This is a genomic window from Streptomyces dangxiongensis (genome assembly GCF_003675325.1).
GTDB lineage: Bacteria > Actinomycetota > Actinomycetes > Streptomycetales > Streptomycetaceae > Streptomyces > Streptomyces dangxiongensis.
In genome coordinates this window covers 1,437,930-1,460,680 of record NZ_CP033073.1, presented here as the reverse complement: position 1 = coordinate 1,460,680, position 22,751 = coordinate 1,437,930, and the positions used below count along the sequence as shown (strand labels likewise).

At 68.9% G+C, this 22,751-nt stretch carries 23 protein-coding genes and 1 pseudogene; 19 read left to right on the top strand and 5 right to left on the bottom strand.

All coding sequences use genetic code 11. The features are described 5' to 3' along the window. Positions 1–54: 54 nt before the first annotated feature. Positions 55–1,071, bottom strand: a complete 1,017-nt coding sequence (locus D9753_RS06440) for a sugar ABC transporter substrate-binding protein (RefSeq protein WP_121786120.1) — start codon at positions 1,069–1,071, stop codon at positions 55–57. A 253-nt stretch (positions 1,072–1,324) separates the two neighbouring features. On the opposite strand from D9753_RS06440, the gene D9753_RS06435 reads away from it, so the two are divergent. The 3 genes from D9753_RS06435 (at position 1,325) to D9753_RS06425 (ending at position 4,293) form a co-directional block, all read left to right on the top strand. Continuing rightward, a complete protein-coding gene (locus D9753_RS06435; RefSeq protein WP_121786119.1) occupies positions 1,325–2,332 on the top strand; it encodes a carbohydrate kinase family protein in 1,008 nt (335 codons plus the stop codon). Between the two features lie 195 nt (positions 2,333–2,527). Further along, positions 2,528–4,003, top strand: coding sequence for a glycoside hydrolase family 32 protein (locus D9753_RS06430; protein WP_121786118.1), 1,476 nt, complete (start codon positions 2,528–2,530; stop codon positions 4,001–4,003). Beyond that, on the top strand, positions 4,000–4,293 hold the full coding sequence (locus tag D9753_RS06425) for a putative quinol monooxygenase (protein WP_121786117.1): 294 nt from the start codon (positions 4,000–4,002) through the stop codon (positions 4,291–4,293). Before D9753_RS06430 ends, D9753_RS06425 begins: the two co-directional genes overlap by 4 nt. A gap of 64 nt (positions 4,294–4,357) precedes the next feature. Here the strand turns inward: D9753_RS06425 and D9753_RS38645 are convergent, their stop codons facing one another. Further along, positions 4,358–4,489 carry a hypothetical protein gene (locus D9753_RS38645; RefSeq protein WP_276209420.1) on the bottom strand — a complete coding sequence of 44 codons (132 nt, stop codon included), beginning with the start codon at positions 4,487–4,489 and terminating at the stop codon, positions 4,358–4,360. A 719-nt stretch (positions 4,490–5,208) separates the two neighbouring features. Between D9753_RS38645 and D9753_RS06415 the strand changes: the two genes are divergently transcribed. The 4 genes and pseudogenes from D9753_RS06415 to D9753_RS06400 all read left to right on the top strand — a co-directional run bounded on the left by D9753_RS06415 (position 5,209) and on the right by D9753_RS06400 (position 7,881). Beyond that, on the top strand, positions 5,209–5,412 hold the full coding sequence (locus D9753_RS06415) for a cold-shock protein (RefSeq protein ID WP_023586116.1): 204 nt from the start codon (positions 5,209–5,211) through the stop codon (positions 5,410–5,412). Positions 5,413–5,767: 355 nt separating this feature from the next. Then, on the top strand, positions 5,768–7,204 hold the full coding sequence (locus D9753_RS06410) for a DEAD/DEAH box helicase (RefSeq protein ID WP_121786116.1): 1,437 nt from the start codon (positions 5,768–5,770) through the stop codon (positions 7,202–7,204). A gap of 88 nt (positions 7,205–7,292) precedes the next feature. After that, positions 7,293–7,522 (top strand): annotated as a pseudogene (locus D9753_RS06405) (CBS domain-containing protein); the annotation flags it as partial. Between the two features lie 50 nt (positions 7,523–7,572). Further along, positions 7,573–7,881: an SCO5918 family protein gene (locus D9753_RS06400; RefSeq protein WP_121786115.1), complete on the top strand. Its 309-nt coding sequence runs from the start codon at positions 7,573–7,575 to the stop codon at positions 7,879–7,881. Positions 7,882–7,896: 15 nt separating this feature from the next. Here D9753_RS06400 and D9753_RS06395 read toward each other — a convergent pair whose 3' ends face one another. Continuing rightward, positions 7,897–8,136, bottom strand: coding sequence for a hypothetical protein (locus D9753_RS06395; RefSeq protein WP_121786114.1), 240 nt, complete (start codon positions 8,134–8,136; stop codon positions 7,897–7,899). A gap of 46 nt (positions 8,137–8,182) precedes the next feature. Beyond that, positions 8,183–8,575, bottom strand: coding sequence for an ATP-binding protein (locus D9753_RS06390; RefSeq protein WP_121790932.1), 393 nt, complete (start codon positions 8,573–8,575; stop codon positions 8,183–8,185). A 1,124-nt stretch (positions 8,576–9,699) separates the two neighbouring features. On the opposite strand from D9753_RS06390, the gene D9753_RS06385 reads away from it, so the two are divergent. Further along, complete coding sequence (locus D9753_RS06385) at positions 9,700–10,038, top strand: MerR family transcriptional regulator (RefSeq protein WP_121786113.1); 339 nt, start codon at positions 9,700–9,702, stop codon at positions 10,036–10,038. A gap of 243 nt (positions 10,039–10,281) precedes the next feature. Then, entirely contained in the window at positions 10,282–10,485 is a 204-nt protein-coding gene (locus D9753_RS06380; protein WP_121786112.1) for a cold-shock protein, read from the top strand. Between the two features lie 274 nt (positions 10,486–10,759). Here the strand turns inward: D9753_RS06380 and D9753_RS06375 are convergent, their stop codons facing one another. Continuing rightward, positions 10,760–11,320 (bottom strand): hypothetical protein, encoded by a 561-nt coding sequence (locus D9753_RS06375; protein ID WP_205614069.1) that lies wholly within the window; start codon positions 11,318–11,320, stop codon positions 10,760–10,762. Between the two features lie 267 nt (positions 11,321–11,587). Between D9753_RS06375 and trhA the strand changes: the two genes are divergently transcribed. From trhA to D9753_RS37050, 10 genes are all read left to right on the top strand, one after another. After that, positions 11,588–12,373: a PAQR family membrane homeostasis protein TrhA gene (gene trhA, locus D9753_RS06370; protein WP_394346799.1), complete on the top strand. Its 786-nt coding sequence runs from the start codon at positions 11,588–11,590 to the stop codon at positions 12,371–12,373. A 95-nt stretch (positions 12,374–12,468) separates the two neighbouring features. Next, positions 12,469–12,798 (top strand): hypothetical protein, encoded by a 330-nt coding sequence (locus D9753_RS06365; protein WP_163010542.1) that lies wholly within the window; start codon positions 12,469–12,471, stop codon positions 12,796–12,798. A 326-nt stretch (positions 12,799–13,124) separates the two neighbouring features. Further along, a complete protein-coding gene (gene kdpF / locus D9753_RS06360) occupies positions 13,125–13,214 on the top strand; it encodes a K(+)-transporting ATPase subunit F (protein WP_016434100.1) in 90 nt (29 codons plus the stop codon). A 5-nt stretch (positions 13,215–13,219) separates the two neighbouring features. After that, the gene (gene kdpA, locus D9753_RS06355) at positions 13,220–14,872 is read left to right on the top strand and encodes a potassium-transporting ATPase subunit KdpA (RefSeq protein ID WP_121786109.1); all 1,653 of its coding nucleotides are present in this window, start codon (positions 13,220–13,222) and stop codon (positions 14,870–14,872) included. Next, positions 14,869–16,998, top strand: a complete 2,130-nt coding sequence (gene kdpB, locus D9753_RS06350) for a potassium-transporting ATPase subunit KdpB (protein ID WP_205614068.1) — start codon at positions 14,869–14,871, stop codon at positions 16,996–16,998. The genes kdpA and kdpB overlap by 4 nt, the downstream gene beginning before the upstream one ends. 4 nt (positions 16,999–17,002) lie before the next feature. Continuing rightward, on the top strand, positions 17,003–17,671 hold the full coding sequence (locus tag D9753_RS06345) for a potassium-transporting ATPase subunit C (protein ID WP_121786107.1): 669 nt from the start codon (positions 17,003–17,005) through the stop codon (positions 17,669–17,671). A 124-nt stretch (positions 17,672–17,795) separates the two neighbouring features. Further along, positions 17,796–18,479: a response regulator gene (locus D9753_RS06340; RefSeq protein ID WP_121786106.1), complete on the top strand. Its 684-nt coding sequence runs from the start codon at positions 17,796–17,798 to the stop codon at positions 18,477–18,479. A 71-nt stretch (positions 18,480–18,550) separates the two neighbouring features. Then, a complete protein-coding gene (locus D9753_RS06335; protein WP_121786105.1) occupies positions 18,551–21,115 on the top strand; it encodes a sensor histidine kinase in 2,565 nt (854 codons plus the stop codon). Positions 21,116–21,517: 402 nt separating this feature from the next. Beyond that, positions 21,518–21,844, top strand: coding sequence for a hypothetical protein (locus D9753_RS37055; protein WP_205614067.1), 327 nt, complete (start codon positions 21,518–21,520; stop codon positions 21,842–21,844). Positions 21,845–22,105: 261 nt separating this feature from the next. Continuing rightward, entirely contained in the window at positions 22,106–22,747 is a 642-nt protein-coding gene (locus D9753_RS37050) for a hypothetical protein (RefSeq protein ID WP_205614066.1), read from the top strand. Positions 22,748–22,751: the final 4 nt, after the last annotated feature.

Here is a 22,751-nt window from a genome sequence, read left to right as displayed (position 1 = left end):
GGCCGACCGCCCCGCTGAGGGGAGTCGCGGTGTCGTACCGTCCTGGTGGGCGGCTCAGCCCCAGCAGTTCTCCAGGCCGTAGGCGGTGTCCTTCGACGTGACGCCGGCCTGCGCCTCGTCGGTGATCAGGGTGACGCCGGTGTCGGTGTAACCCGAAGCCTTCTTGCCGTCCTCGGCGTACGTCACGACGGCCTTGACGCCCTCGGCGGCCATCTTCAGCGGGTACTGCTGCGAAGTCGCGGCGATCTTGCCGTCCTTGACGGCCTGAGTGCCGGTGCAGCCGCCGTCGACGGAGACGATCAGCACGTCCTTCTCCCGGCCCTTGGCCTTCAGCGCGGTGTACGCGCCCAGCGCGGCCGGTTCGTTGATGGTGTAGACGACGTTGATGTCGGGCGCCTTCTGCAGGCAGTTCTCCATCGCGGTCTGGCCCTTGGCCTGGTCGCCGCCGGTGTCCTGGGCGCACACCACGTCCTTGTCGGTGGCGCCGAAGCCCTTCAGGAAACCGTTGTGCCGCTGGACACCGACAGAGACGCCCGGCGCCAGGTCGAGGGCGGCTATCTTCGCGTTCTTGCCCTTCATAGCGGCCTTGGCGTACTCGCCGATCAACTGGCCGGCCTTGAGGTTGTCGGTGGCGAAGAGGGCGTCGACCGCGCTCTCCGGGTCGGTCGGGGTGTCCAGGGCGATGACCAGGACACCCTTGGCACGGGCCTTCTGAATCGCGGGCACGATCGCCTTGGAGTCGCTCGGAGTGATCAGGATGCCCTTCACCCCGGCGGCGACCATGTTCTCGATGGCGGTGACCTGCCCGGCGTTGTCCCCGTCGAACTTGCCTGCGGCGGTCGACAGTTGTGCACCGTTCTCCTTGGCGGCCTTCTCCGCGCCCTCCTTCATCTTCACGAAGAACGGGTTGGTGTCGGTCTTGGTGATCAGACCGACCTTGACACTGCCCGAGCCGGAGCTCGAGGAGCCCGAACCGGAGCCGGATCCGCAGGCCGTCAGGGTGAGGGCCGCGACGCCCGTGACCGCGGCGGATCTGAGGAGGGAGGAGGGCAGGCGAGTGGCGCGAGACATGATCGACTCCTGTGGGATAGCGGGCGGCACGGGGTTGGGATCAGAGCATGCCGCCCGGGGTGTCATCGTTGACTTATGTCATCGTTGACACTTCCTGGCGAGGATGATGGACTCCGTTTCCCGGAAACGTCAATGCCTTGCACTCGTCACAAATCGGCAAACACCCGCGGCCGGCCGCCCCCACCGTGGCTGTCCGGCAGCCGCCCTCCGACGTGACCGGTCGGCCCGTACGTTCGTCAGAGAAGAGCAGCCCATGAGCCCGCGTCAGATCACCGTTCTGGGGGAGTGCGTCGCGGACGCGTTCGCCGAACCCGCGAGCACCTCCAGTGAACTCGCCCTACGTGTACTGCCGGGCGGCGGACCTGCGAATACGGCAGTGTCCCTGGCCCGTCTCGGCACCCCGACCCGGTTCCTCGCGCGCCTGTCCGGCGACGTGTTCGGCCGTCTGTTCCGCGCCCATCTGGAGGCGTCGGGGGTGGACCTGTCGGATGCCGTCCGAGCTGCGGAGCCCAGCACGCTCGCCGTGGCGGAACTGGACGCCACCGGGCAGGCCGCGTTCTCCTTCCACGCGCAGAACACGGCCGACTGGCAGTGGACGACCGAGGAGCTGGCACGGGTCGACCTGTCCGACACCGCCTGCCTGCACACCGGATCTCTGGCTCTGGTCCGGCAGCCCGGCACGACGGTGGTCGAGGACTTCCTGGCGGCCGCCGCCCCTCACGCGACCATCAGCGTCGACCCCAACGTCCGGCCGCTGCTGGTGCATCCGGACGTCTACCGGGCCCGGTTGGCGCACTGGTGCATGCTCGCCGACGTGCTGCGGCTCAGCGAGGACGACCTGGAACTCCTGCTGCCGGGCACCCCGCCCGAGCAGGCGTGCGACATCTGGCACGCGGCAGGGGCGCGGCTCGTCGTGATCACGCTCGGTGCCGACGGCGCCCTGGCCTCGCTCGACGGCGAACGGGTCCAGGTGCCCGCCGTCCCGACGAGCGTCGCCGACACGGTGGGGGCGGGGGACTCCTTCACCGCCGGACTACTGCACCACCTCGGCGCTCGCGGGCTTCTGGGCGGCCGGCTGACGGAACTCCGCCTGGACGACGTCACGGAAGCCTGCCGCTTCGGTACCCGCGTCGCGGCCCTGACCTGCTCCGTTGCCGGTCCCAACCCGCCGTGGCAGAGCGAGCTGGCGCAGCTCGCCACGGCCGACCGCGCACAACGGGCGGGCAGGCCGCCCAGCGGCACATCGCGGCCGAACCGTTGACGCCTGGGAGGGATTTGCCCCATCATCGGGCACCCGATGTCATCGATGACACAAGTCAACGATGACACCCCGTCAACGATGACACCCCTTGCCGATGCCGTGGACGACGGCGACGGCTGGGCGTCACTCTTCCGGCCGGATCCGAGCCCGGGCAGCAGGCTTCGCTGCGCGGACGGCCGCAGCACAGGAGACACCATGAGCTCTGGACGCGTATCCCGGCATGCCCGCACACGGATGATCGCGGCGGTGACCACCGTCTGCGCCTTGTCCGCGGCCCCGCTGGCCCCCCAGGCCGCCGCCGCCGACAGCCCGACCTACTCCGAGACCTACCGGCCCCAGTTCCACTTCACGCCGGAGAAGAACTGGATGAACGACCCCAACGGCCTTGTCCACTACAAGGGCGAGTACCACCTCTTCTACCAGTACAACCCCAACGGCAATTCCTGGGGTGACATGTCCTGGGGCCACGCGGTGAGCAAGGACCTCGTGCACTGGAAGCAACTGCCGCTCGCCCTGTCGTACGACGACAACGAGATGGTGTTCTCCGGCAGCGCGGTCGTCGACTGGAACAACACCACCGGGTTCGGCACGAAGAAGAACCCGCCCATGGTGGCGATCTACACCAGCTACAACAGGATGACGGGCATACAGGCCCAGTCGATCGCCCACAGCACCGACCGCGGCCGCACCTGGACCAAGTACCAGGGCAACCCGGTCCTCGACATCGGCTCCAAGGAGTTCCGCGACCCCAAGGTCCAGTGGTATGCGCCGACCAAGAGCTGGCTGATGACGGTGTCGCTGTCCACCGAGCACAAGGTGCGGTTCTACTCGTCCAAGAACCTCAAGGACTGGAAGCTGCTCAGCGAGTTCGGGCCGTCCGGCGCGACGGGCGGCGTGTGGGAGTGCCCCGACCTGTTCCCGCTCGCGGTCGACGGGGACGAGAAGAAGATCAAGTGGGTTCTGGTCGTCAATATCAACCCCGGTGGCATCACCGGCGGTTCGGGCGCCCAGTACTTCGTCGGCGACTTCGACGGCGAGAAGTTCACCGCCGAGCCCTGGCGCAGCGCGCAGAGCATCCCCCGGGAGATGGCCCTGCGCACCGTCGACGGCCGGATCCGGCTGACCGGCCAGCCGGTCGACAGCCTGGCGTCCCTCCGGGAGAAGCACCCGGCGACGGCGTCCGGTGTCACTGTCAAAAGCACCTCGCAGACCCTGATCGGTCCTGCCGCCAAGGGCGAGGCGCTCGACATCGAGGCGACCTTCTCCCTCAAGGACGCCGACCACTTCGGCCTGAAGGTGCGCACCGGCGCCGACGGCGAGGAGACCGTCATCGGCTACGACACCACGACCCAGGAGCTGTACGTCGACCGCACCAACTCCGGCGCCGTGGACTTCAGCGACGCCTTCCCCGGCGTCCAGCGAGCCCCGCTCAAGGCCAAGAACGGCAAGGTCAAGCTGCGCATCCTCGTCGACCGGTCGTCCGTCGAGGTCTTCGGCGGCAGCGGCGAAGCCGTCATCACCGACCAGATCTTCCCCGACTCCGCAAGCCAGGGAGTGCAGGTCTTCGCCGAGAACGGCTCGGTGAAGCTGGACCGGGCCCGCGTCTGGCATCTCGACTCCTACCGCGACCGACCCCGACCGACTTCGACCACGGAGGACACCGCACCGTGAACAAGACCCTGCTCGCCGAGTTCACCGCCCGCGAGGGAGCGGAGGACGAGGTCGCCCACCTGATAGTGGAGTACGCGAAGAAGGTGCGCGTGGAAGAAGGCAACCTCGCCTTCGACGTCTACACGAGGTCGGCCAACCCGCGCGCCTACCGGATCTTGGAGGTGTACCGCGACGAGGACGCCTTCCAAGCGCACCTGAAGGCACCGTACGGCGGCCCGTTCAACGCGGCGCTCGTCCCGCTGATCGAGGAAGACGGCTCGGTGCTGACGTTCCTCGATCCGGTGACCTGACCTCTCCCGATCCGGTGACTGACGTCGGCCGGGCCCGCAGCGCGGGCCCGGTACCGGCGTATCGTCATGCCGCAGGGGGCGTGGCGTAGGCGTAGGCGTAGGCGCGCGGGCGGACGAAGGCTTCTTCGGCACTGACTCCGAGCTGGTCCGTGAGCATGCCCGTGGCCTGGCCGATCTCCCGCCCGGTACGCGCCAAGGTCCTCGTAGTGGCCCTGCGCTATGCCCTTCCACTCGCCGTGCGCCTGCTGATCGAGGAGCCGCTGCTCGACGCCTGCTTCTACGAGGGCGACCTGCCGCTCGCCGCCGTCGATGCCCCTGCCTCGGCTGCCGGAGTTCGGCGCGCGGCTGCGGACCGTCCTCACGACATCGCCGGAGATGTCGGTCGCCGGCCTGCCACGCGGTGCCTCAGCGGAGCCGGCCCGCTCTGCGCGCTGCGAGGTCACGGCGGCGTGCAGTGTCCGGCGGGGACACCCGTGTGCTCCGGCTCTCCGCGGGATCCGGCCCCCGGCATGTCGATACGAGCTGCTGGACCCCTTCGAAGAGGCGTCTCACGGATAGTCGCGTACGTCGTCGCGCCCCTGGGAGCCCTGGCGCCATCGGCGACTTCTCCTGAGACGTTGCACTCCGAGGGCATCAATATCTTCCCCCGGGAGATCAGAGTTTGACGGACCACGCAGTACGAGTTTTTGCCGCGACGAGCAGAGTAGGATTATTCAACGCACACGGGCCGTTCCGGCGTGCTACTGTCTATCTCAGTTGCAGTTGTGGTTCCCAAGACTTCAAGTGCCCCCACCAGGCTTCTGCCGGTCGGGAGCGCTTTTGTATTTCCGGTCATTTCCGGGCGGGGTAATCATCGCGGCGACACGGCGCCCGCACAGTGCGGGTTCCGGTGCACTGCCCCAAAGGAGATATGACATGGCTGCTGGTACCGTGAAGTGGTTCAACGCGGAAAAGGGCTTCGGCTTCATCGAGCAGGACGGTGGCGGCGCCGACGTGTTCGCCCACTACTCGAACATCGCCGCGCAGGGCTTCCGCGAGCTGCTCGAGGGCCAGAAGGTGACCTTCGACATCGCGCAGGGCCAGAAGGGCCCGACGGCCGAGAACATCGTTCCGGCCTGACGCTGACGCGCAAATCCGTAGCTGGGGCCCGCATCCTTCGGGGTGCGGGCCCCTGCTGCAAGCATCTCCCGCAGCGGTTTCACCCTCGGGACGACTCGGGACGACTCGGAGGAATCCGCAGTCCCACCACACGTGGTCGCTCCTTCAGGATGCAGGCGCATCCTGAAGCGCTGCACCGCAGCCGACGCCCGGACCTCAAGGTCCCCATAACGTCGCCCATTTCAGCACCTGTGCCCGCGGGGATTTCCGCCGGCCAGATGTGTTTTCTTTTGCCACCGGTTCATACTTGTGATTCTCCGTGCCATTCATCGCAGCGGGAATTCCTTGATATGTGCCACATCGAGGAAGGTTCCGCATGAACCGCACGTACACGAACGACCGCTCCGCCCGCAGCCGTAACGGCAGTGCCGGCGCCCGTTCCGGCGGTTACGGCCGTCGGCCCGCCGCGGTGCAGGGCGAGTTCGCGCTGCCCAGGACGCTCACCCCCGCGCTGCCCGCCGTCGAGGGCTTCGCCGATCTCGACATGCCCGAGCAACTGCTGGCCGAACTCGGCAGGCAAGGGGTGACCGCACCGTTCCCGATCCAGGGAGCGACGCTGCCGAACACCTTGGCGGGCCGTGATGTTCTGGGCCGCGGACGCACCGGTTCCGGCAAGACCCTCGCCTTCGGCCTCGCCCTGCTCGCCCGCACCGCTGGACAGCGCGCTGAGCCCCGCCAGCCCCTGGGGCTGATCCTCGTACCGACGCGTGAGCTGGCCCAGCAGGTGACCGACGCGCTCACGCCGTACGCCCGCTCCGTCAGGCTGCGGCTCGCCACGGTCGTCGGCGGCATGTCGATCGGCCGCCAGGCCGCCGCGCTGCGCGGCGGGGCCGAGGTTGTCGTCGCGACCCCGGGCCGGCTCAAGGACCTCATCGACCGCGGCGACTGCCGGCTGAACCATGTGGGCATCACGGTGCTGGACGAGGCCGACCAGATGGCCGACATGGGGTTCATGCCCCAGGTCACCGCGCTGCTCGACCAGGTCCGTCCGGAGGGGCAGCGGATGCTGTTCTCCGCCACCCTGGACCGCAACGTCGACCTGCTGGTCCGCCGCTACCTGACCGACCCCGTCGTGCATTCCGTCGACCCGTCGGCCGGCGCGGTCACGACGATGGAGCACCACGTGCTGCACGTCCACGGCGCCGACAAGCAGGCCACCACGACGGAGATCGCCGCCCGCGACGGCCGCGTGATCATGTTCCTGGACACCAAGCACGCGGTCGACCGGCTGACCCAGGACCTGCTCAACAGCGGAGTGCGGGCCGCCGCGCTGCACGGCGGCAAGTCGCAGCCCCAGCGCACCCGGACGCTGACGCAGTTCAAGACCGGGCACGTCACCGTCCTCGTCGCCACGAACGTCGCCGCCCGCGGCATCCATGTCGACAACCTCGACCTCGTGGTCAACGTCGACCCGCCGACCGACCACAAGGACTACCTCCACCGCGGCGGTCGTACGGCCCGGGCCGGCGAGTCCGGCAGCGTCGTCACCCTCGTCACACCGAGCCAACGCCGAGGCATGGTCCGCCTGATGTCGGACGCCGGAATCCGGCCGCAGACCACCCAGATCCACTCGGGCGACGAGGCTCTGAGCCGGATCACCGGTGCCCAGGCCCCGTCCGGCATCCCGGTCGTCATCACCGCGCCGGTGGCCGAACGCCCCAAGCGCAGCTCCTCCTCACGCGGCCGACGCCGCCCCGCTTCGGCGAGCCGGCGCGCCCCCGTACGCCAGTCCGTCTTCGGCGCGGCGGCCTAGAGGTTTCGTGATCAGGAAGCCGGCCCGTCTCCGCAGAAGCCTTTGACGCTGGTTCAGACGCAGCCCCGCCCGGCGGACGCCAATCACGTGCACAGGACGGTGGCTGAGGTCATGGACGCGGCTGGCCGCCGTCCGCGACAGCTCCGACTACACGGACCGTGTCCGCCTGCGCGACATCCTCGGCGACCACGGCTCGTTCACTCACCCGCGACCACGATGGCCGAAGCCGAGCACGCGATGCGCACCCGCCGGCTCGGTGTCCCGACGGTGGTCGACGAGCAAGGCAGCGCCCTGGGCATCCCCGCCCTCTCCCGCTGAAACGCCTCACCCCTGGTCAGACCGTTCTCCCCTTCTCCCTGTGAGGCCACATGCGCTGCGTCATCGCCCGCTTCCCCTTCGAGCTCACCAAGATCGGCGTGCTGGAATCGATGAAGGGCATCAAGCCCGAACCGGTCACCGCCGAGTCCGTGATCATCGGCCGTCGTCACTATCCCGTCAAGCAGGTCGGCCAGGTCATCACGCGCCAGGACCGCCGTGACTTCAGCGCCGCAGAAGTCCTCCGGGCCATGGCTCGGCTCGGCTTCACCTGCCGCGACCTCCCCAAGGCCGCGCCTCTGGGCATCCTCGGCTCGCTGCAGCATGCCTCCGCGATGCTCGGTACCCCCGTGACGATCTGACCGGGTAAACAGGCACTAGCCGACACCTGACCAGCAGTGTGGGCCCAACCGGTACGCCGGTTGGGCCCACACTGCGTGCAGCCGGTTCCCGTCGCCGTCGCTCAGTGGCCGGAATAGCTTCCTCCACACCGCTTCGGGAGCCAGGCGGCCGGTGATGACCGCGCCACCGGTGACCACGGTCAGGGACATCTGATTGCTCCGCGCGGACTGCACCAGGGCGGCGACGTCAACGAGCAGCTCGTCAGGCTTCGACATGAAGCGGACTGTATTCGCCGGCCATCCGGCTGCTTGAGCGGTGCCGCTACCGGGCAAGGCAGGCGCTCACGGTCTTGCCGCCGGCGGCCCGGCGAGTGACCGCCGTGGCGTGGGCCAGGCGGGTGACCATGGGCCAGCCGAAGCCCCCGGTGCCGCCGTTCAGGTCAGGGGTGCGCATGCGCGGCACATGCCGGCTGGGGTCGTGAACGGCGACCTCGATGATGTCAGGGTGCGCAGTCAGTTCCAGTGTGCAGCGGCCCCCGCCGTGGCGCAGGGCATTGGTGACGAGTTCGGACACGACCAGGACCACAGTGTCCGCTGCGTCAGGGGTCATGGCCGGCTGCCGCAAACCTTCGAGGAAGGCCCGTGCCGTATCGCGTGCGTCGGCAATGGCTGTTTCGGGACGGACGGCTGCGGCGCTGGCAATCGTCGTGATCATCAGGGTCACCCTGGTCTCTGGATCGTCCATGCCCTGCCCGTGCCTACCCAACCCCTGTGCCCCGCCCCTCCACCCGCCAACCCCGCAGAGTCACAGTGCTTGCCTGAAGGGGACTGAGGACCACAGCCGACGCGTGACGGCACCTGCTGCCGTGAGCCCGTGTCCCGGCGGCCCACGGTCTGCTCGAGTCAGGGGCCGTGCCGGTTCGAGCAAGCGGCCCATCCACGGCGATGCCAGCGGCAGGGCGAGCAGGACGGAGTGGCCGCGGGACGAGGAAGCAGATCCTCGTCACGCACCGGCGGTGGGTCACTGCGAGCGCCGGACCGAGCCTCAGAGCTGTTTGGACCACCCATGGACCGGTCGAGGCGGAACCTCATCTCCGAGCACGCGGAAATCTATGCCAGCCGGAGTAGACATTGCGCGGTGGTGTGGTTATGGTTTCTCTCGTAGCCGAGATCGAGCGAGGCCCGGCAGAGATGAACTGCCGGGCAGTAGTACACGCAGTTGCAGTTGGCAGGACGGTGCGGTGGTGGAGTTCCGAAGCCAGAGCGGTTGCAGGACGGCAACGGGACTGACGACCGGACCGGGTGGCCCGCAGTGATCAGGGGCCGCCATGAGCAGTACCGCAGTGGCAGTACCAGTAGGTGAAGGTCGGCAGTACCCAGCAGCGAAGTCGGTTGAGCAGTACCTCGGTGAAGGCGTCGGCTGCGGGCGCGCGCACCGGGAGGTTCGGCAGTGGGGTTCCAAGCCGGAGCAGACGCAGGACGGGCGACGGGGCTGGCTGCCGAAGAGTGGCGCTGTTCTGGGCCACCAGCAGTTCGCGGTACCAGCAGTACGCAGTTTCCGCTAGTGAGTAGTTGATCAAGAGGGAAGAACGGAGGAGCCGAGCGCCATCAGGATCGCCCGGGCGGAAGTCTTGGACCCGGGTACCGCAGGACATCGATAGTGAGGTGGTCTCCGGTCGAGCAACCGCGATCCCCGCGCCCCCGACAGCGTCTCGGTCGGGTCCGCGGAAACAGAGGACCGGCGCAGTATCAGGGCCGGCAGATGGTGTAGCAGTTCCTTCGGGGCCCTGGTGCCGGTACGGCGCCGGGGCCCCTCCACGCGTTCCACAGAGAGGTGCGATGACAGCGGACGACACGTTCGGCCGTCTCGACGACGACGACTACCCCGCCTACACCATGGGCCGGGCCGCCGAGATGCTCGGCACCACCCAGGGCTTCCTCCGCGCCATCGGCGAACACCGCCTGATCACCCCGCTGCGCTCCGCGGGCGGCCACCGCCGCTACTCCCGCTACCAGCTACGCATCGCCGCCCGCGCCCGGGAACTCGTCGACCACGGGACCCCCGTCGAGGCCGCCTGCCGGATCATCATCCTCGAGGACCAACTCGAGGAAGCCCAGCGCCTCAACGCCGAATACCGCCGTGCCGCCGAATCAGCGAACCCAACGGCAGCAGCATGAGATGAGCGTGCCCGTCAGCGTCGGCGGGCACCGCACGCACGGTCTCGGTGTGCGGTGTGATCATTTCCTGTGGTGACGCGGTGTGTGAGCGTGTAGCGTCTGCGTTAGCTGTCGTGGTTCGGAATTCCCTCTTGCCCACGCCTCTGGTGTGGGCGTTTTGCTGTGCTGTGCCGCAGGGACCAGGGCGATCACCTCCGTCTGCCACTGGAGTGGGAGGCGTTCATCGACTGGAAGGCATGAGACATGGCTACGGGAACTGTGAAGTGGTTCAACGCGGAGAAGGGCTTCGGCTTCATCGCCCAGGACGGCGGCGGCCCGGATGTCTTCGCGCACTACTCCGCGATCAACTCCACGGGCTTTCGTGAGCTCCAGAAGGGCCAGGCCGTGACGTTCGACGTCACCCAGGGCCAGAAGGGTCCGCAGGCCGAGAACATCAACCTGGCCTGACCTCGCATGCCTGCCCGAGGCAACGCGCACGCCGCGTCCGGTTGCCGCCGCCCGTGCGGGCCCTGCCGCCCACCCGGACGAAGGCGCCTGCTCTCGTGCCGGGCCGGCACAGGATCAGGGCCGCGCAGCCATTGCTGCGCGGCCCTGAGCTGTAGAGGCCCGGGGCTGGTGCGACTTCGGCCCGGAACCTCCCGACCTCAGTCGCTGCAAGCGCCGTCGGGCACGGGAGCCGCGTGTCCTGCGCGGCTGCCGTGCAGCTCGGAGGAGCCGACGTTCAGACGCTCGTCCAGGCGTCCAGGAAGGCTTTCCGTCCAGCCGGATCGTCAGACCTGCGGTCTGCGTGCAGGACGCGCCAGGCGGTGAGCTCGAGATCTCGGAGCCACAGTTCCCCGATGACCTGTGTCTTGAGGTCGGGCAGATGGTCGGACTCGACGAGGGCCTGACCGATCACCTCCCCGGCCGCGCCGCGCTGGGGCGGGGTCATCTCATCGACGGCCGAGAGGACCTGCCGGGCCAGGGCGGTTCCCTCTCCTGCCAGCGAACGCAGCACCAGATCCTTGATGTTGACGGGCAACAGGTACGCGGTGCCCGACGACCTCCACAGGTCCGACCAGAAGCGTTCTCCTGCCTTGGTGGGGGCAGGCAGCGCGGCCAGCAGCCCGAGGAGATGGCCGGTGGCCGCATAGCCGTCGCTGTGGGCGGCTGCGACGACTGCGACGCCGGCGACGCCCTCCACATCGAGCCGGCCGGCCTCGAGATGCGGAGCCAGGTCCAGTTGGTGTTCCAACTGGTCTGCGAGGCCGGTGGATACGTGGGGGCGGACCTCAGGAAGCATCGGCGATCCTTGCGCGTAGGCGAGCGGAGATGCCCGTTCGGAAGCCCTGATCGTTCCCATCACAAGCCGGATCTACTCGGCTTCGGCAGGCCCAATCGGCGGTAGCGGCAACGGGGCTTCGGTTTACACGGTGGCGAACCGGCCCGGGCCCGGCGACGTGGCTCCGGGGTTCTGGACCGACCTCCCGTCAGGTGTCCGGGTGAGGTTTTCTAGCATGACCGCATGGTTGCCAGTGACACCCAGGAGCCCGGGGCAGGACGAGAAGCTGTGTCCCGCGACGCCGCTGCATTCGAATGTGGTCACGTCGTGTCAGCGCATGGAGAGCGCTGTGCAGACGGGCTACCCGACCAATCACCGCGCGACCATGCGGGGAAGGGGGCTCACTCGGCCGCTGCTCCGGTGGAGCGGGCGGCCGACCTGGCCGAACCGATCAAGCCGAGGCTGCGTGGCTGGCTCCATGCCGGAATGGTCCCTGCCGCACTGATCGCAGGCGTCGTGCTCATCTGCCTGGCCCGTACTCCGCAGGCGGTCCTGGCCTGCGCCGTGTATGCGGTCACCGCCTGGCTGCTGTTCGCGACGAGCGCCATCTACCACCGCGGCACCTGGGGGCCGCTCGGCGAGGCTCTGCTGCGACGCCTCGACCACGCCAACATCTTCCTGATCATCGCCGGCACCTGTACCCCCCTGGCCGTGCTCCTCCTCCCGCCGGACCAGCGGTCCGTGCTGCTGTGGACCGTGTGGACGGGAGCGTTGGCCGGCATCGCGTTCCGGGTCCTGTGGGTCGGAGCTCCGCGCTGGCTGTACACCCCGTGCTACCTGGCGCTGGGGTGGGCACCGGTGAGCTACCTGCCTGACTTCCTGCACACCGGCGGAGCGGCCGTGGTCGTCCTGATCGTGGTCGGCGGTCTCCTCTACAGCGCGGGCGCGGTGGTCTACGCCCTCCAGCGGCCCGACCCCGCACCCCGCTGGTTCGGCTTCCACGAGGTCTTCCACGCGCTGACCGTGGTGGCCTTCACCGCGCACTACACCGCCATCTCCCTCGCCGCCTACTGACGCCGCGACAGTGTTCCGGTCCGCCGCTCATCGCCCACGTCGCCGCGTGCCGGACCGCGACGGGCCGGGCGGTCGCCGACGCAATCGCCCCGCGCGTGAAAGTCGAGGCGGAAGACATCAGGGGGATGGTATTCCTGGGGCAGGTGAGCCGGGTCGCCCGGGACGGTGATCTGTGCGGTGATCGGCCGGGACGTGCCTGCGGCAAGAAACTGGTCGTTCTCGGATTCCAGGTATGCCTTGTCACGCTCACCTACGCCGCACACAACTGCTGGCCCGATGCCCGCGTGACCGTGCTGATCGCCGAGGTCGAGCCGGAGCGGCTGTGGCAGCGGCTCCTGCAGAACCGGCGGGGTGGGGTGGTCGCGCACGCCGTACGCCGGGACACGGAGGCGGTGATCTGCCGATTGAGGTTCCGGGTCTGCTGATCTCAGCGTCTCCGCGTTTCCAAGGCACCTGACGTCCCATGACGGCCCGCCCCTGCCCGAGCCGGGCCGTCGGCGTGTTCAAGCGGACGGGGGCATTCGTTGCCGCAGGTGGAGGAGGCAGCCGTAAGAGTTCCGTCAAAGCGGGACCCGTTGCCGTAAGGGAGGTGTCAACGACGACCGAATCCGGCCACGGAGGCGGTTTCCTCGAATCGTCCGTTCAATCCGAACCTCCTCTAGGAGCTCGCGATGGCCGACCTGGCCTTCGTCGTCACCACGCTCGCCGTCTTCGCGCTGGTGGCCCTCGTCGCCAAGGGGGTGACCAAGCTGTGACCGCCGAGAACATCGTCGGCCTCGTCGTGGCCGTCGCCCTGCTGGGCTATCTCGTCCTCGCCCTGATCTTCCCGGAGAGGTTCTGAGAAGCATGAGTCCCGTCCTCGCCGGCATCCTTCAGTTGCTCGCTCTGATAGTGGCTCTGGGGCTCACCTACTCTCCGCTCCCTACTCTCCTCTCCTCTCTGCAAGACTGGCGCGTCGAGAAGTGGATCTACAAGGGCATCGGAGCCAACCCGAACACCGAGATGCGCTGGCCCGCCTATCTGCGCGGTGTCCTAGCCTTCTCGGCGGTCGGCGTCCTCTTCCTGTACCTGCTGCAGCGGCTTCAGGGCCACCTGCCCGGCTCGCTGGGATTTCAGGCCATCGACCCGGACCAGGCGTTCAACACCGCCGCGTCCTTCGTCACGAACACCAACTGGCAGTCGTACTACGGCGAACAGGCCATGGGCCATGTGGTGCAGACCGGTGGTCTGGCCGTGCAGAACTTCGTCTCCGCGGCCGTCGGCATCGCCGTCGCGGTGGCGCTGGTGCGGGGCTTCGCCCGGTCCCGCGCCGGTGAACTGGGCAACTTCTGGTCCGACATGGTGCGCGGTGTCATCCGCATCCTCGTGCCGTTCTCGGTGGTCGCGGCGATCGTCCTCGTGGCGTGCGGCGCGATCCAGAACTTCTCCGGGATCCACGAGGTCGGCCAGTTCATGGGCGGCTCGCAGGAGTGGAACGGCGGGGCTGTCGCCTCGCAGGAGGCCATCAAGGAGCTGGGCACCAACGGCGGCGGCTACTTCAACGCCAACTCCGCTCACCCCTTCGAGAACCCCACCCCGTTCACGAACCTCTTCGAGATCTTCCTGCTGCTGGTCATCCCCTTCGCCCTGACCCGAACCTTCGGCCGCATGGTCGGCAGCCTCAAGCAGGGCTACGCGATCCTGGCGACGATGGCCACGATCTGGGCCGGCTTCATCGCGCTGATGATGTGGACCGAGTTCGCCCACCACGGCCCGGCGTTCGACATCGCGGGCGGGGCTATGGAGGGCAAGGAGCAGCGCATCGGCGTCGGCGCGTCGTCGATCTTCGCGGTGTCGACCACGCTGACCTCGACGGGTGCCGTGGACTCCTTCCACTCCTCCTTCACCGGTCTGGGCGGCGGCATCACGATGCTCGGCATGCAGCTCGGCGAGATCGCCCCGGGTGGTACCGGCTCGGGCCTCTACGGCATGCTGATCATGGCCATCATCGCGGTGTTCATCGCGGGTCTCATGGTCGGCCGTACGCCCGAGTACCTGGGCAAGAAGATCGGCACCCGCGAGATCAAGTTCGCGGCCTGCTACATCCTCATCACCCCGGCCCTGGTGCTCATCTTCACCGCTGCGGCGATGGCCCTGCCGACGCCGGGCAACTCGATGACCAACAGCGGCGCGCACGGGTTCTCCGAAATCCTCTACGCCTACAGCTCGGCCGCCAACAACAACGGCTCGGCCTTCGCCGGTCTGAACGCCGACACCCAGTGGTTCAACACCACGCTGGGTCTCGCGATGGTCCTCGGCCGTTTCCTGCCGATGGTGTTCGTGCTGGCGCTGGCCGGCTCGCTCGCCGAGCAGAAGCCGGTGCCGGCCACTGCGGGCACCCTGCGCACCGAGAAGCCCCTGTTCACGGGCCTGCTCGTGGGCGCGATTTTGATCATCACCGGTCTGACGTACTTCCCGGCGCTGGCGCTGGGTCCGCTGGCCGAGGGGCTGGCGTCATGACCACTCGCACAGAGAAGCAAGAGGACTCGATGTCCACAGCCACCCCGACCCGGGCACCGCACAGCGATGTGCCGACCGGCCACAAGGACGAAGGACGCGTCGGCGCCGGTCTGTTCGACCCGAAACAGCTGCTGAAGTCGTTGCCGGACGCCTTCCGCAAGCTCGACCCGCGGGTGATGATCAAGTCGCCTGTGATGTTCGTGGTGTGGATCGGCTCCCTGCTGACCACGGTCTTCTCGTTCAAGGACCCGGGGGACTGGTTCGGCTGGACCATCAGCTCCTGGCTGTGGCTGACCGTCGTCTTCGCCAACCTCGCGGAGGCGGTCGCCGAAGGGCGTGGCAAGGCGCAGGCCGACACCCTGCGCAAGGCCAAGACCGACACCGTCGCCCGCCGGCTCGTGGGTGACCGCGAGGAGCAGGTGCCCGGCACCGAGCTGCGCATCGGCGACCTGGTCGTCTGCGAGGCGGGCGACATCATTCCCGGCGACGGTGACGTCGTCGAGGGCGTCGCGTCCGTCGACGAGTCGGCGATCACCGGCGAGTCGGCGCCCGTCATCCGGGAGTCCGGCGGCGACCGCTCGGCCGTCACCGGCGGCACGAAGGTCCTGTCCGACCGCATCGTCATCAAGATCACGACGAAGCCCGGCGAGACCTTCATCGACCGCATGATCGCCCTGGTCGAGGGCGCGGCCCGGCAGAAGACGCCCAACGAGATCGCGCTGAACATCCTGCTCGCCTCGCTCACGATCGTCTTCCTGCTGGCGGTCGCCACGCTGCCGCCGTTCGCGGACTACGCGGGCACGCATCTGACGATGGTCGTGCTGGTGGCCTTGCTGGTCTGCCTCATCCCCACCACCATCGGCGCCCTGCTGTCCGCGATCGGCATCGCGGGCATGGACCGGCTCGTGCAGCGCAACGTGCTGGCCATGTCGGGGCGCGCGGTCGAGGCCGCCGGTGACGTCTCCACGCTGCTGCTCGACAAGACCGGCACCATCACGCTCGGCAACCGGCAGGCGTCGGAGTTCGTGCCGGTGAGCGGCACCACCGAGGCCGAACTCGCCGACGCGGCCCGGCTGTCCTCCCTGGCCGACGAGACACCCGAGGGCCGCTCCATCGTCGTCCTGGCGAAGGGGAAGTACGGGCTGCGCGAGCGCCAGCAGGGAGAGCTGGCCGGTGCCGAGTGGATCGCCTTCACCGCCCAGACCCGGATGTCGGGCGTGGACGTCGACGGGCGGAAGATCCGCAAGGGCGCGGCCGGCTCGGTCGTCACCTGGGTCCGCGAACAGGGCGGCGAGGTGTCCCAGGACGCCGGTGCGCTCACCGACCGGATCTCCGAAGCGGGCGGCACGCCGCTGCTCGTGGCCGTCGAAGACACCGAAGGCGCCCGTGTGCTGGGCGTCATCCACCTCAAGGACGTCGTCAAGGACGGCATGCGGGAGCGGTTCGACGAACTGCGCCGGATGGGCATCAAGACCGTCATGATCACGGGCGACAACCCGCTGACGGCGAAGGCGATCGCGGAGGAGGCCGGTGTCGACGACTTCCTCGCGGAGGCCACTCCCGAGGACAAGATGGCGCTCATCAAGCGGGAGCAGGCCGGCGGCAAGCTCGTCGCGATGACAGGCGACGGCACCAACGACGCGCCCGCGCTCGCCCAGGCGGACGTCGGCGTCGCGATGAACACGGGTACGTCGGCCGCGAAGGAGGCCGGCAACATGGTCGACCTCGACTCCAACCCGACCAAGCTCATCGAGATCGTCGAGATCGGCAAGCAACTCCTCATCACACGGGGGGCGTTGACGACATTCTCCATCGCCAACGACGTCGCGAAGTACTTCGCGATCATCCCGGCGCTGTTCGCGGCCGTCTACCCGGGCCTGGACAAGCTCAACATCATGGGCCTGGCCTCGCCGGACTCCGCGATCCTGTCCGCGGTGATCTTCAACGCACTGATCATCATCGCGCTGGTCCCGCTCTCCCTCAAGGGCGTGCAGTACCGGCCGGTGAGCGCGGACAGGATGCTCCGCCGCAACCTGACGATCTACGGCATCGGCGGCCTGATCGCCCCCTTCGTCGGCATCAAGCTCATCGACCTGCTCATCTCCCTCATCCCCGGAATCGGCTGATCCCATGAACAACTCGGTATCGAACACCGCCCGGTTGCTGTGGGCGGGGCTGCGCGCCCTGCTGGTGCTGACGGTGGTGACGGGCGTGATCTACCCGCTTGCCGTCACCGGTGTGGCGCAGGCGCTCTTCAACGACCAGGCGAACGGTTCGGAGGTCAAGGCGGACGGCAAGGTCGTCGGCTCGTCCCTCATCGGGCAGTCGTACAACCTGCCGCTGAAGAAGGGCCAGGAGACCCCGGAGCCCGATCTGAAATGGTTCCAGGGCCGCCCGGCCAACGGCCTCGGCACCAACAGCGTCAACACGCAGTACTCGCTGATCCTGTCCGGCGCGACGAACCGTTCCGGTGACAACAAGGACCTGATCGACTGGGTGACAGCCGCCAAGGCAGCGGTCGTCAAGGACAACTCGGTCGGCGGCTACACGGTCAAGCCCTCGGACGTGCCCGCCGACGCGGTCACCTCCTCCGGTTCCGGCCTGGACCCGGACATCTCGCCCGACTACGGGGACCTCCAGGTCCACCGGGTCGCCGAGAAGAACGGCCTGTCCGTCGGCCAGGTGCAGAAGCTGGTCGACGAGCACACCGACGGCCGCACTCTCGGCTTCATCGGCGAACCCAGGGTGAACGTCCTTGAGCTCAACATCGCGCTCAAGGAACTCGTGGCGAAGAGCTGATGGCCTTATGCGCACCACGCGGGAGTCGGCGGACCGGGGGACATCCTGAGGCGTCGACTCCCGCCGCCATGAGGCCGGTTCCGCATGGTCCGGCCCTCCGTACGAGCAGGAAGGGCGTATCCCGATGACCCGGGTACTGGTGGTGGAGGACGACCCTCAGCTCGTCCGGGCACTGGTGATCAACCTGCAGGCCCGCCGGTACGGGGTGGACCCGGCGCCCGACGGCACCACCGCGCTCCGGCTGGCCGCCGCCTGTCAGCCGGACGTGGTCCTGCTCGATCTGGGCCTGCCCGACATGGACGGCACCGACGTCATCAAGGCGCTGCGCGGCTGGACCCGCGTGCCGATCCTGGTGCTGTCGGCGCGCGGTGCCTCCGACGAGAAGGTCGCCGCGCTCGACGCGGGCGCCGACGACTACATCACCAAGCCGTTCAGCATGGACGAGCTGCTGGCCCGGCTGCGGGCCGCCGTCCGCCGTACCGAGGACGTGCCGCTCGCCCCCGAGACCGTCCTGGTGACCACCGACGACTTCAGCGTCGACCTGCGCGCCAAGAAGGCCGCCCGCGCGGGCCACGACGTCCGCCTTACCCCGACTGAATGGCACCTGCTGGAGATCCTGGTCACCAATCCCGGCCGGCTCATCACGCAAAAGCAGTTGCTCCAGGAGGTCTGGGGGGTCTCGCAGAGCAACAAGACCAACTCCCTGCGGGTCCACATGGCGCAGTTGCGCCGCAAGCTGGAGTCGGACCCCGCCCACCCCCGCTACCTCATCACCGAGCCCGGGATGGGCTACCGCTTCGAGGGCTGAACGTCTTCCCGCCCCGACCCGCACCCGCACCCGCGCCGCGGTCCCGACCGCAGAGATGAAGAGACGAGATCATGGCACGCGGCAAGCTTCGGATATACCTGGGTGCGGCACCGGGCGTCGGCAAGACGTACGCGATGCTCTCCGAGGCGCACCGCCGTGTCGAACGCGGCACCGACTGCGCGGTCGCCTTCGTCGAGCACCACCATCGGCCGCGCACCGAGGTGATGCTGCACGGTCTGGAGCAGATCCCGCGCAGGGAACTGGAGTACCGCGGCGGCACGTTCACCGAGATGGACGTGGACGCGGTACTCGCGCGCCGCCCACAGGCGGCCCTGGTCGACGAGCTCGCCCACACCAACATCCCTGGCTCCCGCAACACCAAGCGGTGGCAGGACGTGGAAGAACTGCTCGCCGCCGGGATCGACGTGGTCTCGACGGTGAACATCCAGCACCTGGAGTCGTTGGGCGACATCGTGGAGTCGATCACGGGCGTACGGCAGCAGGAGACCGTGCCGGACGAGGTGGTGCGGCGGGCGGACCAGATCGAGCTGGTCGACATGTCGCCGCAGGCGCTGCGGCGACGGATGGCGCACGGCAACATCTACAAGCCCGACAAGGTCGATGCGGCCCTGTCCAACTACTTCCGGCCCGGCAACCTCACCGCCTTGCGCGAGCTGGCCCTGCTGTGGGTGGCCGACCGGGTCGACGCGTATCTCACCGAGTACCGCAGCGAGCACCAGGTCTCGGCGATCTGGGGTTCACGTGAGCGGATCGTGGTCGGGCTGACCGGCGGTCCCGAGGGGCGCACGCTGATCCGTCGGGCGGCCCGGCTCGCGGAGAAGGGCGCGGGTGGCGAGGTCCTGGCCGTCTACATCTCCCGCAGCGACGGCCTGACCTCCGCCTCGCCCAAGGAACTCGCGGTCCAGCGGACTCTCGTCGAGGACTTGGGCGGCACCTTCCACCACGTCATCGGCGAGGACGTCTCGGTAGCGATCCTGGACTTCGCCCGCGGGGTGAACGCCACCCAGATCGTCCTCGGCGTGTCCCGTCGCAAGGGATGGCAGTACGTCTTCGGCCCGGGTGTCGGTGCCACGGTCGCCCGGGAGTCGGGCCCCGATCTGGACGTCCACCTGATCACCCATGACGAGGCGGGCAAGGGGCGCGGGCTGCCGGCGGCCCGGGGTGCGCGGCTGGGGCGGTCCCGGATCGTCTGGGGCCGGCTGGTCGGTGTGGCCGGCCCCGCCCTCCTCACGCTGCTGCTCACCAGCGTCATGCCCGAGGTCGGCCTGGCCAACGACATGCTGCTCTTCCTCACTCTGACGGTCGCCGCGGCTCTCTTGGGGGGCCTGTACCCGGCGCTGGCCTCGGCGGTGGTGGGTTCCCTCCTGCTGAACTGGTACTTCACCCCGCCCGTACACACCCTGACGATCGCCGACCCCAAGAACATCGTGGCGATCGCGATCTTCGTCGGCGTCGCCGTGTCGGTGGCGTCCGTGGTGGACCTGGCCGCCCGGCGCACGCACCAGGCGGCACGGCTGCGCGCCGAGTCGGAGATCCTCTCCTTCCTGGCCGGCAGCGTGCTGCGCGGAGAGACCAGCCTAGAGGCACTCCTTGAACGTGTCCGGGAGACGTTCGGCATGGAATCGGTGGACCTGCTGGAGCGGGAGAGCGACATGGCGCCCTGGACCTGCGCGGGACGCGCGGGTACGGGACGGCCCGTGGAGCGGCCGGAGGACGCGGACGTCGACGTGCCCGTGGGCGACCACACGGCGCTCGCGCTGACGGGCCGGGTGCTGCCGGCTGCCGACCGGCGGGTGCTGGCAGCGTTCGCCGCCCAGGCCGTCGTCGTACTTGACCGGCAGCGGCTGCAGTCCGAGGCCGACCAGTCCCGTGCGCTCGCCGAGGGCAACCGCATCCGCACGGCCCTGCTGGCCGCCGTCAGCCACGACCTTCGTACACCCTTGGCCGGCATCAAGGCGGCGGTCTCCTCGCTGCGCTCCGACGACGTGGCCTGGTCGGAGGAGGACCAGGCGGAGCTGCTCGAGGGCATCGAGGAGGGCGCCGACCGCCTCGATCACCTGGTGGGCAACCTGCTGGACATGTCGCGCCTCCAGACCGGCACGGTCACGCCGATCATCCGGGAGATGGACCTGGACGAGGTGGTGCCGATGGCACTCGGCGGGGTGCCGGAGGACAGCGTGGATCTGGACATCCCCGAGACGCTGCCGATGGTCGCCGTCGACGCGGGGCTCCTGGAGCGGTCCGTGGCCAACCTGGTGGAGAACGCTGTGAAGTACGGTGCGCCGGGCGAGCCCGTGCTGGTGTCCGCCAGTTCCCTCGCCGACCGGGTCGAGGTGCGCGTGGTCGACCGGGGCCCGGGCGTCCCCGACGAGGCCAAGGGGCTCATCTTCGAGCCGTTCCAGCGCTATGGGGACGCGCCTCGCGGCGCGGGCGTCGGACTGGGTCTGGCGGTGGCGCGGGGTTTCGCCGAGGCCATGGGCGGCACCCTCGATGCCGAGGACACCCCGGGCGGCGGGCTCACCATGGTGCTCAGCCTGCCGGTCGCGCCCGGCGCCCAGCCGACTCGGCAACAATCCGTCATCGACGCGCCAGCAAACAATCAAGGTTTCAAGTAGGGGAATCAGGGGACCGCCAGGAGCCCCTGGAGCAAGAGAAGTCGGCGTCTAGCGTCGACAACAGCCCGGCCGGAATCTCGTCCGGACCATCCCCCACGCTCTCAAGGAGACGCCGATCCTGATGACGACCACGCCGCCCCCGAGACCACTGCCGCGCCCGTGTCCACGGACGCGGCGGATGCGATGGACAAGGACATCATGCGCTTCCGCTTGGTCTCCGGACCCGGCCTCCTCACCCGCAACGACCCGTTGGCGGCGCCTATGCGGTGGCGAAGAAGGACCTCGGGCCGAGGACGAGCTACCTCGCGACGGCCAGTCTCGTCGTCGACTACGTGGGTGCCCGGCAGCCGCCGTCGGCGTCCGTCAGTCGTTCTCCTTCGCCTTGGGATGCAGGTGTCGAGGATGTCGACGGCGAGGTCGGCGTCCTCGGCGGTGTGGTCGGTCGCGAACCTGCGGGGCGTCGCCGAGAGCGCCCGGGTGCTGATGCCGCCCACCCTGATGTTCATCATCAGCATCGGCGGAATCGTCGTGCTCGGTCTGCTGCGCGACCACCCTGCGGCGGTCGTCGGCGATGCCCAACCCGTGCCCATCACCGAGGCGTTGGGGCTGCCGCTGATCCTCAAGGCGTTCTCTTCCGGCTGCTCCGCGCTGACCGGCGTGGAGGCCACGCCAACGCCGTGCCCGCCTTCCGCGAACCGCGGGTCAGGCGGGCGCAGCGCACCGAGCTGATGCTGGGCGCGCTGCTCGGGCTGATGCTGATCGAGCTGGCCGTCCTGATCCGGCGCGACCATGTGGCTCCGCGGGAGGGTGTGACCGTGCTGGCGCAACTGACGGCGGGCTCGTACGGGACGGGGTGGGCGTACTACGCGGCCAATCTCGTCGTCACCGGGGTCCTGCTGTTCGCCGCGAACACCAGCTTCGGCGGCCTGCCCGTGCTGATGAGCCTGCTGGCCAAGGACCACCGGCTGCCGCATCAGCCAGGTCGGGCTCGTGCGGCACTGGGCGGGCCGGCGGCCGCCCGGCTGGCTGCCGCGTGCGGCGCTCAACGGGTTCGGCGCGGTGCTGACCAGCGTGGCCTGCGCGGTTCTGCTGACCACCAAGTTCCTCGAAGGCGCCTGGGTCATGGTCGCCCGCGGTGCCGCTGCTGTGCTGCTGTTCGCCCGCGTCCAGCGGTACCACACCGCCGTCGGCCCGGAACTCGGCCTCGGTGAGATCCCGCCGCCGCTGCGGCGTACCGACTCCCTCGTCATCGTGCCGGTCGGGGAGGTCAGCAAGCTCACCCGGCACGCCCTGACCGCCGCCCGCGCCCTCGGCCACGAGGTTGTCGCGGTCGCCGTGCACAGCGATCCGGCCAAGGTCCGTGCGCTGGAAGAGAACTGCGACCGCTGGAATCCCGGCGTACGGCTCGACGTCATCGACAGCCCGCAGCGCTCGCTCGTCCAGCCGATCGTCGACTACGTCCAGCGTGCGGCGGAGGGAGGACGGCAGATCGCCGTGCTCATCCCCGAGGTCGAGCCCCGCCACCGCCGCTACCAGATCCTCCAGAATCAGCGCGGCCTGCTGCTCGCGGCCGCGCTGAGGGCCCGTACCGATGTCGTCGTGTGCGTGGTGCCGTACCGGCTGAGCCTATGAAGGT

Excerpts from the sequence above, each read along its gene's own strand:
- D9753_RS06340 (WP_121786106.1), top strand. The coding sequence starts at position 17,796 with ATGACCCGGGTACTGGTGGTGGAGGACGACCCTCAGCTCGTCCGGGCA.
- D9753_RS06345 (WP_121786107.1), top strand. The coding sequence starts at position 17,003 with ATGAACAACTCGGTATCGAACACCGCCCGGTTGCTGTGGGCGGGGCTG.
- kdpB (WP_205614068.1), top strand. The coding sequence starts at position 14,869 with ATGACCACTCGCACAGAGAAGCAAGAGGACTCGATGTCCACAGCCACC.
- D9753_RS06395 (WP_121786114.1), bottom strand. The coding sequence starts at position 8,136 with ATGTCGAAGCCTGACGAGCTGCTCGTTGACGTCGCCGCCCTGGTGCAG.
- D9753_RS06430 (WP_121786118.1), top strand. The coding sequence starts at position 2,528 with ATGAGCTCTGGACGCGTATCCCGGCATGCCCGCACACGGATGATCGCG.
- D9753_RS06375 (WP_205614069.1), bottom strand. The coding sequence starts at position 11,320 with ATGCTTCCTGAGGTCCGCCCCCACGTATCCACCGGCCTCGCAGACCAG.
- D9753_RS06410 (WP_121786116.1), top strand. The coding sequence starts at position 5,768 with ATGAACCGCACGTACACGAACGACCGCTCCGCCCGCAGCCGTAACGGC.
- D9753_RS06400 (WP_121786115.1), top strand. The coding sequence starts at position 7,573 with ATGCGCTGCGTCATCGCCCGCTTCCCCTTCGAGCTCACCAAGATCGGC.
- D9753_RS06380 (WP_121786112.1), top strand. The coding sequence starts at position 10,282 with ATGGCTACGGGAACTGTGAAGTGGTTCAACGCGGAGAAGGGCTTCGGC.
- D9753_RS06390 (WP_121790932.1), bottom strand. The coding sequence starts at position 8,575 with ATGATCACGACGATTGCCAGCGCCGCAGCCGTCCGTCCCGAAACAGCC.
- kdpA (WP_121786109.1), top strand. The coding sequence starts at position 13,220 with ATGAGTCCCGTCCTCGCCGGCATCCTTCAGTTGCTCGCTCTGATAGTG.
- D9753_RS37055 (WP_205614067.1), top strand. The coding sequence starts at position 21,518 with ATGTCGACGGCGAGGTCGGCGTCCTCGGCGGTGTGGTCGGTCGCGAAC.
- D9753_RS06435 (WP_121786119.1), top strand. The coding sequence starts at position 1,325 with ATGAGCCCGCGTCAGATCACCGTTCTGGGGGAGTGCGTCGCGGACGCG.
- D9753_RS06335 (WP_121786105.1), top strand. The coding sequence starts at position 18,551 with ATGGCACGCGGCAAGCTTCGGATATACCTGGGTGCGGCACCGGGCGTC.
- D9753_RS06385 (WP_121786113.1), top strand. The coding sequence starts at position 9,700 with ATGACAGCGGACGACACGTTCGGCCGTCTCGACGACGACGACTACCCC.
- D9753_RS06440 (WP_121786120.1), bottom strand. The coding sequence starts at position 1,071 with ATGTCTCGCGCCACTCGCCTGCCCTCCTCCCTCCTCAGATCCGCCGCG.
- D9753_RS06415 (WP_023586116.1), top strand. The coding sequence starts at position 5,209 with ATGGCTGCTGGTACCGTGAAGTGGTTCAACGCGGAAAAGGGCTTCGGC.